This is a genomic window from Nostoc sp. UIC 10890, from assembly GCF_054786515.1.
On sequence record NZ_JBSGKF010000001.1, the window covers coordinates 1,784,317 to 1,795,000 of the forward strand.

Genomic DNA, 10,684 nt, shown 5'->3' on the forward strand with positions numbered 1-10,684 from the left:
CATCTCATAACCCTGACATTCCTCCTTTGGTTCTGCTACATCCGATAGACGATAATGCGTTGAGTTCTCAGCTTTACAGCGTCGGGTTTGAATACTGAGATTACATAATCTTTAAATAACTATATAAATATTTATTTATTTTGATAAAAAGTACTCCATAGGATAGATGTGTTTCCAGGAATGCTTCAGATTTAAATTTTGTAGATACTTTTTAGGGGCGCACAGCTAGCTGTGCGCCCCTAGACCCAAAAGAGGGTATGAAATAAATTAAAATTAGCCAGGAGTTAGATTTCTGGGTCAACCAAGCGGGTAGTGGGACGACTCTGATATAAATCTTGAACCACTTGAACCGCAGAAACTATAGCTACAAGGGCAATGACTGCAACAGGTAACAAACCTCTGCCAAAGATAGCGATCGCTAGCAGCACAACTGCACCCCCAAGTCTATACTGGGAACGAATTTTGCAATAACGGATCACTCCAAATCTGTGAAGAATACTGACAGCTAGAGAGCATAATGCTACGGAACCACACATGAGCCATCGCTGAGAATCGGGTAGTGCTAAAGCTGGCTTACTCAACAAGATTTGTTCTACACCGACTCCAGCAGCAGCAATCCCAATCACTAGCGGTAAATGGGTGTAGAGCCAGAGATTGACAACACCAACTTTCCCATGTGTTCGCGCCATCTCAATAGGTTTACCACCCAGGTTATCAAAATATACCCACCACCAGCTAAAGGCGATAATTAGACCGAATATAGCAGAAATCGCGGTTAAAACATCCCATTTTTGCTCAGAAACACCATTGACCACTGCAATGATTGCTTCACCCAAAACAATAATGGTAAATAGCCCGAAACGTTCTGGTAAGTGAGAGGCGTGGGGAAGTAACCCGATCTGAAACTTACGTCCTGTTAACGGTGTCGCAAAGTCAATAATGATTCCCAGTGTCCAAAATCCGAATCGCCAAGGAATGGGTACTAATGCTGATATTAACCAAAAGAAGGCTGCGATCGCAAAACCAATAGCGTAGCGAGTGGTCAAAGGACGCGCTGAAGAGATATGCCTTCCAGCACGAACGTACTCTATTACCAGCACAACTCGACCGAGAGCATAGGAAATGGCAAAACCGGGGGAACTCTCACCCAAACCGTGGTGGATATTAATAGCCATTGCTGCTGCTGTCAGCATTTGTATACCAATCAGCAGCCGATGTCCCACATCATCGCTATCAAACCGGTTGGCATAAAATGTAGTGCCAATCCATGACCACCAAACTGGTATAAATAGAACTATAAACCCAAAGCATCCTGATAGAGAAATATCCTCGTTGAGATTGTGGGCCAGTTGAGAAACTGCAACTACAAAAACCAAATCATAAAAAAGTTCTAGCCAAGTAGCGCGTCGTTCTTCTTCGGTGTCTTCACCAATACGTAATCTTGGTGGTTGGAGAAAATTTGCCATAGTGCTAATTGCGAATCGCTAATTGTTTTTTACCATTAGCCGTCATTCATTAGCGAGGGTGTAGAACTCTACAGTACAAAAGCGGGCGATGGGACTCGAACCCACGACGTTCACCATGGGAAGGTGACATTCTACCACTGAATTACACCCGCGAATTGCTGTCATCAAATTTGCAGCTAAAATGAATCCTACCACTATTTACAGATGTTTTCAATTGCCTAGAAAATGCACTGTTTTAACAACTGTTGATGCATAAATTCTGTGGTTGTTCAAATTGGGAAATCTTTTTAGCTAGTTAATGACAACACTTACTACCATATTTAACTAAAGAACAATGTTCTCACCTCGCTCGGTGAAACGAACCTCTTTAATATTCCATTGGGCATTACTCGTTAGGGTTTTGCGAAGACTGCCAAACAGAGCAAACTGTTCACAACTAGAAAGAGAAGCTATTTGCCGCTTTGAATCAGGAGATATTCGTAAATCAACTGTAGCAATGCCATTTTTGATGTTGACACGATATCCAGACAAGCTAAAGTCGCTTGTATCTCGTTTTTCTAAGATTTTACTCACTACATTTGTCACTGGTTCTTCGGCTGGTACTGAAACTTTTTCTGAAATAAATTCTTGACATTGAGTATCACTTGTGTACAGTGTGACGTTGGTAGTTTTACTAGTGACAGCTTTAGGTGCTGGTGAAGAAGGCGTATTTTCCTTAGAAGATTCTTGATCAGGAGATTTTTCTCTCAACTGAGCTACGCTAGGAATTTGGCTGGGAGTCGGAGCTGATGCGTTATTCGTCGGTGTTGTGGTGGGGGATGGTGTTTCGCTGTCAATATTACGAGCGGTGGGATTAGAACTACAACTGCTGAGGCTGACAAGCATTGTCACAAAAATAAGGGGTAAAAAATATCTCTTGGTTGTGGTCATAAATTTTGCTTATAGAATGATGTTGCTGCTATCAATTTCAGTATCGCTGGTATTAATTCCGCATAAATTTGTGAATCTTGAGCCAGTCTATAAAGTGTCAACCCAAAATCTGTTAAAGTCGAGGGTTATACTATACACCGAAATTACAACATCTGCTATTCAAGGAGCAATGTTCTGACAACAACCCACTTTGCGTCTACGCCCATCCCAAAAAGCTTGACTAAAAGAAACAAGGGTGAGGCAAACGAAGATATACCGACCCTTGATTTAATCAATGTGGTCTATTTATCTGAAAATAGCTGTAGGTTTGAGCAGATTACGCACACTCTGCTGCACATCTTCTTGTTTAACTAAAGACTCGCCAAGTATAACGGCATGTGTACCAGCTTGAGCGACAAGGGATAAATCAGTAGGTGTATATAAGCCAGACTCACTGACGACGATAATGCCCAGACTTTGTAGTTGCGATCGCCTAGCCGCCAGTAGTTGCCCAGTTATGCCAATATTGACGCTAAAATTTTCGAGACTTTGGTTGTTGATTCCAATTAAACGCACATCATCAAGTTTTAGCACCCGATCTAGTTCTGCTAAATTATGGACTTCTACCAAAGCATTCATTCCCAAATAGTGAATCACTCGTAAAAAGTTTTGCAGTTCCTTATCTGAGAGAATTGCAGCAATCAGTAACACTGCATCTGCGCCTGCTGCTCTTGCTAAATAAATTTGGCAGGGGTCTAAAATGAACTCTTTGCACAGTAGGGGCAATCCTACCCGGTAGCGGATGGTGCGTAAACTCTCAAAGCTGCCATGAAAGAACTTCTGATCGGTGAAGACAGAGATACAAGTTGCACCACCACGCTCATAAGCTTTAGCGATCGCTACTGAGTCAAAGTCTGCTTTAATAATTCCGTCAATTAAAGATGCTTTCTTTACCTCTGCAATGATGCAAGGTCGGTAATGACTCTGTTGCAAAGCGGAGAGAAAATCTCGCACGGTTGGTGCAGCAGTTAACTGGCGTTGCAAAGAAGCCAAAGACATCTCTTGCTGGATTTGTGCGACTTCATGCTTTTTCTGCCATACAATCTCTTTAAGAGTGGGTTGCAAATGAGTATTAGGAGTAGTACCTGGGTAAGTCATATACTAAGGATGGGGTGACCAAAAAAGTATGGATTATAAAATTTCAAGCTACCCTACAGACATTCCTTTCAGTAGGTCTATCTGGAAACACCTTTAACAAATAGGAAGCTGTGAATAACGGGATGTTTAAAGCTTTCAACCTTCATCCTTTCCTAATGAAATTTTGTAATCAATTGCTTTTAAATAGCCTCAATTGTTGACATTCATTTATACTAATTGTGCTATCTTCATTATTTCTATTTTCAGAGATTAAGCCAGGTTGATTTTAGGTTTAACCCTTCTACAGGCTCACTATCAATTTGGTTTGGTTTTGAACTTTCAACTAAGCAGTTATTTTTAAGTAGTCGAATATAGGTGCGGTAGGGTATGTAATCTATGGGATTGTAACCAGCAAACCGTAGGATTAAAACACATGCCCAGGAATATTTGCCAGCAATAATTGCTTTGAGGATCTGCTCAATTTGTTCATTATTGATTTTCCTACCCATTTGTGTTGGATAACCAGTGATGTTTTGAGTCATAACATGCGCTCTTTTGTGTAAATTAAAACTGGTTGATATCTGACAGGGTTTCCCTGGTTGGCTAAATTGGATCTATTAAAAACAAGATTGTGATTAGTAAACTTAGATAAAGTTAATAACTATTGTAAATTCATACTAAAAGTAGGGGCGGGTCTAACCAGCATTAAAAATATCTTGTTAAACCCGCTCTTACAAATGAACCGTATTGCAGAAGCAGCTTCTTCGTTAAGCTTACTCAATCTTTGGCAAAGGAGTATATGAACGATTTTTTGATAGATATGTCTATTTTTTCGCTTTTGAAATCTTATTTATTTTCATTAGTGTAAAACCAACTTGAATTTTGGAAAATGAACATTGGTAATGAAAGGTGCTTTACTGGATATCTCCTGTGGTGTACTCCAATTAGACCTTTCACAAAGTAAAAGTACCCATAATTTTACATAAAATGTATCAATCAATACACAAAGACTTGGTGTTTTCTACTCCTTTTGGAATATTTATAAGCCATGTGCATATAATTAATAAAAAAAATGTATTCCTTGTGACAGATGACAAGCTGTATTATGATGTTGTTAGATGCCTAAGAGAGCAAATTTAAGAGCAGTTACATTGATGAATAATAATTTACTTATTAAATCTATAACTCTTAGGAAAATGCATCTAAATTAGAATTGACAAAATAATTTTATTGTGTGTTAAAAATTTTTACTTATGGATTTTATTTTGATGTCCTAATAGTTGCAAATGATTAGCTAGAATCAAAATTTAGTATGGATTTTTGCATTATTTATTATGTTTTGGCACAGAACTTTGAGAAATGGTCATATAGATATACCAAATATTCTTCGGAGCTAAACATGTCTCAAAAGTATATAAAGCTGATCGCTGAGTTGAAATCAGTTATGTATACTGCTATGCATAAGTCAAAGTCAGTAACCACTAAGTATTGCTGTTATATCTAGTTACAAAAATCAAGAAAGTGTATCTTTTGATATTATGATTATTGACTATATTAAATATTTAAATTTTATTAATTAAAATAGTTTTTGAAATTACAATAATTAATGATTTTATATCAATGTAGTCCAACAATATATTTATTATAGGCAGTATTTTTCGTAATATTTATTATAGGCAGTATTTTTCGTACTCCGTTTTTCCAGATAAATTTGATAAAAAATATTTATATATCATCTATGCTTAACTACTTACCAATAATTTCTTTATATTATCAATATAAAAAAATTCACCTTTTATTGCTAAAATTATATTTAAAATCATAAATAATTTCTGTTTCTTTTTAATTCAAATTATTTAGAACTAGCCAAGAGTGCCATCAGAATTTTAGGAAGTTGTGATTAGCAACTTATTAACGGCTATAGTGCCGACTTATTTACCCGAGTGACTAGAGATATCGATTCTGGTGACTATTAAGTTAGTTCAATCTAACTCTCAACTGGTGCTACAGCCAGAAGTTGAGTTGAGAATTGGCCATAGGTTTTTACAGAGCACTCGGCACAAAAGTTGATCATCATTCCCTGCCACAAAAATCCTAGTGATGGAAAAATGATACACGAATCGTCGAAAAAAATTCTCGTAATTGAAGATGATGCTATTACCCGCAATCTCTTTTTAGAGGTTCTTGAAGCTCAAGGTTTTGACACCATAGGTGCTGAAGATGGACTAGCTGGTATCGAGCAAGCACAAAAGCATTTGCCCGACTTGGTTATTTGCGATATTCAAATGCCAGATATGGACGGTTACAGTGTTTTGACTAGGCTCCGTCAAGATCCTGATACTGCAATTATTCCTTTTATCTTTTTGACTGGTAGTAATACACAAACAGATGTTCGCAAAGGTATGGAGTTGGGTGCAGATGATTATCTTACTAAACCCTCTACTATAGAGGATTTGCTCAGAGCGATCGCTGTTAGATTAGAAAAGCAAGCTTTCTTGAGGTACTGGTACGCTAATAACTCTCATCAATTTGCCCAACCACTACCTTCATCGTTCAACTCTGAGTCCATTTTTCCATCTGTTCCCCAACTACAAGCAGTTTTCGACTTTATTGAAGCTAATTATCGCCAAGGAATTACTTTATCTGATGTGGCTCTAGCAGTTGGTTATTCGCCTGCTTACTTGACTAACCGAGTAGCAAAACAAACAGGAGAGACTGTGAACGGTTGGATTGTCAAGCGTCGAATGGCAGCAGCACGTCCTTTACTCAGAAATACTAATCAGACAATCGACCAGATTGCTATTGCACTAGGTTATCAAAATACCTGTCATTTCTCTCGGCAATTTCGTCAACACCACGGGCTTTCTCCCAAAACTTGGAGAAAACAGCAACAAGTTCTTCAGCCTTCTAAAAGCACGACATTACAATTCATCAAAAATCGTGGTGCGTTAGAAAAACTTGTGCCTTTAGGTTGCTGATTAAAAGCAAATTACTAGTTTTCACTACTTTTTTGCTTAGTCAATTGCTGCACTAATAATTGCACTCCCAAAGCCAACAATCCAATTGCTACTATACCAAATATCCCGCTTCCTAAAGCAACTACACCAACAACCAAAGTCCGAACAGCAGAAGAAATCTTCAGCACCAATGGATTAATTGAGTGGATCGGTTTATTAGCAAAATTGGTAGCGATCGCAATCATCAGAGAATACGCTGCAAATCCCATTCCTCCTGAAACCACAGCCCCAGTAAAACAGCGTAACGGACTCGTCGTTGGAATCTCTTCTTTAGTATCTGTTTGTGGTGTTAAATTATTGTCATTCATGAAATTTTAGATTGTAGACTTTGGATTGGAGCATTAGGAATAATTCTTGTCCTCAGCCAATTGTGATTCAAATTGCATCTTTGCGTCTTTCTAGCGATTTAAACTATGCAACTTAAAAGCTTATCAGCTTATTCCCCATGCTCCATTAATGATAAAGATTTATTTAAACGGAAGATGCTACCTGAATACCATGTGTAATTGTCCGAGTCACAAACAATTCTAAGTCTTCATCAAGAATTGCTTCCCTCACATGCAGCTTCACTTGTTCTGCCTGCTGTTGAGACTCAACAATAGCAAATACTGTTGGCCCAGAACCAGACATCATTGTTCCTAAAACACCTTCTTGATTTGCAAACACTTCTCGCAACTGCAAAACTTGGGGATAGGCTGGCAATACCACGCGTTCTAAATCATTGTGCAATTTTTGGGCAATTTCTCCCGCATCTTTATCCAGGATAGCTTTTACTATTGCTCCTGAATGAACTGCATTAGCACGAGCTATCAGGTTTTCACTATCTCTAATATAAGAGTGACCAAACTGCTGTCGATAGGTTTTGTACGCCCAAGCGGTGGAAACTTCCAGGCTGCGGTATTTTGCCAACACTATATGTATACTATCCAAACTTGGTAGAGGAGAAAGTTGCTCACCTCTACCTGTTGCGATCGCAGTTCCACCCGCTACACAAAATGGTACATCTGAACCGAGTCTGCCTCCCAACTCTTCTAATTCTGACTGAGTTAATCCCAACTTCCAGAGTAAATCTATCCCTACCAACACAGCAGCTGCATTCGTCGAACCCCCAGCCAACCCAGCCGCGACAGGAATCTGCTTATTGATGGTAATCTCCACGCCTCCATATTTAGCAAAGGCTTCGGGAAATTGTCTCACCATTAATTCTGCTGCACGGTATGCCAGATTGCTTTTATCTGTCGGTACTTGTGGGTGGTTGCAGTGAACACGGATATTGTCAGTGCTAATAGAACGCATATCAATTTGGTCTGCAAGTCCGATACTTTGAAGTATCATGGCTAACTCGTGATAGCCATCGGTGCGATTACCAATGATTTCCAGATACAAGTTGATTTTAGCAGGGGCAATTAGACTGTAGGAATGCATTTTCTGAGAATGGGGAATGGGGAACTCGGTACCCCCTCTGGGGATTAGGGGCAATGGGGAATAGAGAATGGGGAATGGGAACAAATCTGCCTTGTTCCCTACTCCCTACTCTCCACTCCCAATTCATTTGCTAGAATTACCCATTGCTGAACGCTGAGGTCTTCGGCTCTGGCTTGGGGATTTATTTTTAATTGTTCCAGTAAGTGGCTCAAGCGATCGCGTTCTATCACAGATTGCAAATTATTTCGTAACATTTTGCGCTTGGCACCAAACCCCAACTTTAAGAAATTCTCTAATTGTCGGGGATTAAGCGCAGGTATTTCTATTTTTCGGGGGCGTAATCGCACCACTGCTGAATCAACTTTTGGCGGTGGATGGAATGCTGCTGCTGGAACTGTGCAGATTAACTCACACTCAGCCAAATACTGTACCCGCACACTCAACGCCCCAAAAGCTTTTGAGCCTGATTTAGCATACAACCTTTCTGCTACTTCTTTTTGTACCAGCAACACTATTGAGTCAAATGGTTCGGGGTTGGGGTTAGCGATCGTACCCAGTAGCTTCTCTATGATTGGCCCTGTAATATTGTAGGGAATATTGGCTACTACCTTATTTGGCTTTTGGAAATTGGGAAAGGCTGCCAGATAAGATGGTAAATCTAGAGTGAGAAAATCGCCTTGCAGCAGTAAAAAATTTTCAGTCTTACCAAGCTGCTTTGACAACAGTTGGCATAAGTCACGGTCTATTTCAACTGCAACCAGAGATTGGACTAAGCGTAATAAACGACGAGTCAGAATCCCGGTTCCAGGCCCAATTTCCAGGACGCGATCGCCTTTGATGGAGCGATCGCTTTCTGTACACTCTGCTGCTTGAATAATTGCGTCAAGCGCCTTTTCACTTTTGAGCCAATGTTGAGCAAAGACCTTACGCGGTCGGATCATCTGTATTTCTTGCCTAGTCTAGTTTTTAGCTTTTTATCAAAAACTCATTATAAATTTTGAAGCCCCTTTACAGCGCTAGACTCACTGTAACGCCGATCTTCTACTCCAAACGCTCCGCGATCATAGTAATAGCGATCGCGTAAATGCCGATACAAGCGTTACCTGTAGGATGGGAGCCTTAAATCGCAAGCTCCGCAACAATTATGCTCTTATTCATATATATAGTTAGTTCAGGCGTAGGAATTCAGGATAAATTCCTCCAGAAAGATGTCCTGCTGCCTTTTTCCATAACATTAATCACTCCACCTGCATCAGATCCCATTTAAAGATAAGCAACGTGCATTATTTACACAGCCAGGTTTAGCCACTTCGTTCTCGCTCCCTCCCGCCGCTTAACCCATTCTCCTGAAAGTAATGCCAGTCAAGCGATTTGACCATTTAGAAAAAAAAATAAATTTACCCCTTGACAAACTAGGGGATGAATAGTTACTCTAGTTAAGTCGGAAGGTGAAAGACGCCAACGACCGCTGAACCTGAAAAACATAATACTTTGAAAGCTTAAGAAAAAACCAATCCTCGTCAAAAGATTTTGTTTTTGGGATTTCCCAAAAAGACAATCGAAATTATAGATAGGATTCCGGGAAATATTTTTTCGGAGCCACAAACTCGAAACACAACAAAACGGAGAGTTTGATCCTGGCTCAGGATGAACGCTGGCGGTATGCTTAACACATGCAAGTCGAACGAAATCTTTCGGGATTTAGTGGCGGACGGGTGAGTAACGCGTGAGAATCTGCCTTCAGGTCTGGGACAACCACTGGAAACGGTGGCTAATACCGGATGTGCCGCAAGGTGAAAGGTTAACTGCCTGAAGATGAGCTCGCGTCTGATTAGCTAGTAGGTAGTGTAAAGGACTACCTAGGCGACGATCAGTAGCTGGTCTGAGAGGACGATCAGCCACACTGGGACTGAGACACGGCCCAGACTCCTACGGGAGGCAGCAGTGGGGAATTTTCCGCAATGGGCGAAAGCCTGACGGAGCAATACCGCGTGAGGGAGGAAGGCTCTTGGGTCGTAAACCTCTTTTCTCAGGGAAGAACACAATGACGGTACCTGAGGAATAAGCATCGGCTAACTCCGTGCCAGCAGCCGCGGTAATACGGAGGATGCAAGCGTTATCCGGAATGATTGGGCGTAAAGCGTCCGCAGGTGGCTATGTAAGTCTGCTGTTAAAGAGTCTAGCTCAACTAGATAAGAGCAGTGGAAACTACATGGCTAGAGTGCGTTCGGGGCAGAGGGAATTCCTGGTGTAGCGGTGAAATGCGTAGAGATCAGGAAGAACACCGGTGGCGAAGGCGCTCTGCTAGGCCGCAACTGACACTGAGGGACGAAAGCTAGGGGAGCGAATGGGATTAGATACCCCAGTAGTCCTAGCCGTAAACGATGGATACTAGGCGTGGCTTGTATCGACCCGAGCCGTGCCGTAGCTAACGCGTTAAGTATCCCGCCTGGGGAGTACGCCGGCAACGGTGAAACTCAAAGGAATTGACGGGGGCCCGCACAAGCGGTGGAGTATGTGGTTTAATTCGATGCAACGCGAAGAACCTTACCAAGGCTTGACATGTCGCGAATCCTGGTGAAAGCTGGGAGTGCCTTCGGGAGCGCGAACACAGGTGGTGCATGGCTGTCGTCAGCTCGTGTCGTGAGATGTTGGGTTAAGTCCCGCAACGAGCGCAACCCTCGTTTTTAGTTGCCAGCATTAAGTTGGGCACTCTAGAGAGACTGCCGG

8 protein-coding genes, 1 tRNA gene and 1 rRNA gene (1 of these 10 cut by a window edge) are annotated in these 10,684 nt (G+C 41.1%); 2 read left to right on the forward strand and 8 right to left on the reverse strand.

The window, feature by feature from the left end:
- Window positions 1-284: 284 nt before the first annotated feature.
- The 5 genes from ACWATR_RS07070 to ACWATR_RS07090 form a co-directional block, all read right to left on the reverse strand.
- Window positions 285-1,466, reverse strand: a complete 1,182-nt coding sequence (locus ACWATR_RS07070) for a low temperature requirement protein A (protein ID WP_460330845.1) — start codon at window positions 1,464-1,466, stop codon at window positions 285-287.
- 80 nt (window positions 1,467-1,546) lie between these two features.
- A tRNA-Gly gene (locus ACWATR_RS07075) sits at window positions 1,547-1,618 on the reverse strand.
- Window positions 1,619-1,790: 172 nt separating this feature from the next.
- Window positions 1,791-2,396, reverse strand: coding sequence for a sporulation/spore germination protein (locus ACWATR_RS07080; protein WP_460330848.1), 606 nt, complete (start codon window positions 2,394-2,396; stop codon window positions 1,791-1,793).
- Between the two features lie 285 nt (window positions 2,397-2,681).
- A complete protein-coding gene (gene trpC / locus ACWATR_RS07085; RefSeq protein ID WP_460330851.1) occupies window positions 2,682-3,533 on the reverse strand; it encodes an indole-3-glycerol phosphate synthase TrpC in 852 nt (283 codons plus the stop codon).
- A gap of 242 nt (window positions 3,534-3,775) precedes the next feature.
- On the reverse strand, window positions 3,776-4,054 hold the full coding sequence (locus tag ACWATR_RS07090; protein ID WP_460330853.1) for a HetP family heterocyst commitment protein: 279 nt from the start codon (window positions 4,052-4,054) through the stop codon (window positions 3,776-3,778).
- 1,566 nt (window positions 4,055-5,620) lie between these two features.
- Between ACWATR_RS07090 and ACWATR_RS07095 the strand changes: the two genes are divergently transcribed.
- Window positions 5,621-6,490 carry a response regulator gene (locus ACWATR_RS07095; protein ID WP_460330855.1) on the forward strand — a complete coding sequence of 290 codons (870 nt, stop codon included), beginning with the start codon at window positions 5,621-5,623 and terminating at the stop codon, window positions 6,488-6,490.
- A gap of 14 nt (window positions 6,491-6,504) precedes the next feature.
- Here ACWATR_RS07095 and ACWATR_RS07100 read toward each other — a convergent pair whose 3' ends face one another.
- From ACWATR_RS07100 to rsmA, 3 genes are all read right to left on the reverse strand, one after another.
- On the reverse strand, window positions 6,505-6,837 hold the full coding sequence (locus ACWATR_RS07100) for a DUF3082 domain-containing protein (RefSeq protein ID WP_460330858.1): 333 nt from the start codon (window positions 6,835-6,837) through the stop codon (window positions 6,505-6,507).
- 163 nt (window positions 6,838-7,000) lie between these two features.
- Window positions 7,001-7,954, reverse strand: coding sequence for a 4-(cytidine 5'-diphospho)-2-C-methyl-D-erythritol kinase (gene ispE / locus ACWATR_RS07105; RefSeq protein ID WP_460330861.1), 954 nt, complete (start codon window positions 7,952-7,954; stop codon window positions 7,001-7,003).
- A 98-nt stretch (window positions 7,955-8,052) separates the two neighbouring features.
- Entirely contained in the window at window positions 8,053-8,895 is an 843-nt protein-coding gene (gene rsmA / locus ACWATR_RS07110) for a 16S rRNA (adenine(1518)-N(6)/adenine(1519)-N(6))-dimethyltransferase RsmA (protein ID WP_460330864.1), read from the reverse strand.
- 678 nt (window positions 8,896-9,573) lie between these two features.
- Here rsmA and ACWATR_RS07115 point away from each other — a divergent pair.
- Window positions 9,574-10,684 (forward strand): 16S ribosomal RNA (locus tag ACWATR_RS07115); it runs 380 nt beyond the window's last position.

Bases quoted from the DNA above. Each gene is read 5' to 3' on its own strand.
- ACWATR_RS07070 (WP_460330845.1), bottom strand. From the start codon at position 1,466: ATGGCAAATTTTCTCCAACCACCAAGATTACGTATTGGTGAAGACACC.
- ACWATR_RS07080 (WP_460330848.1), bottom strand. From the start codon at position 2,396: ATGACCACAACCAAGAGATATTTTTTACCCCTTATTTTTGTGACAATG.
- trpC (WP_460330851.1), bottom strand. From the start codon at position 3,533: ATGACTTACCCAGGTACTACTCCTAATACTCATTTGCAACCCACTCTT.
- ACWATR_RS07090 (WP_460330853.1), bottom strand. From the start codon at position 4,054: ATGACTCAAAACATCACTGGTTATCCAACACAAATGGGTAGGAAAATC.
- ACWATR_RS07095 (WP_460330855.1), top strand. From the start codon at position 5,621: ATGATACACGAATCGTCGAAAAAAATTCTCGTAATTGAAGATGATGCT.
- ACWATR_RS07100 (WP_460330858.1), bottom strand. From the start codon at position 6,837: ATGAATGACAATAATTTAACACCACAAACAGATACTAAAGAAGAGATT.
- ispE (WP_460330861.1), bottom strand. From the start codon at position 7,954: ATGCATTCCTACAGTCTAATTGCCCCTGCTAAAATCAACTTGTATCTG.
- rsmA (WP_460330864.1), bottom strand. From the start codon at position 8,895: ATGATCCGACCGCGTAAGGTCTTTGCTCAACATTGGCTCAAAAGTGAA.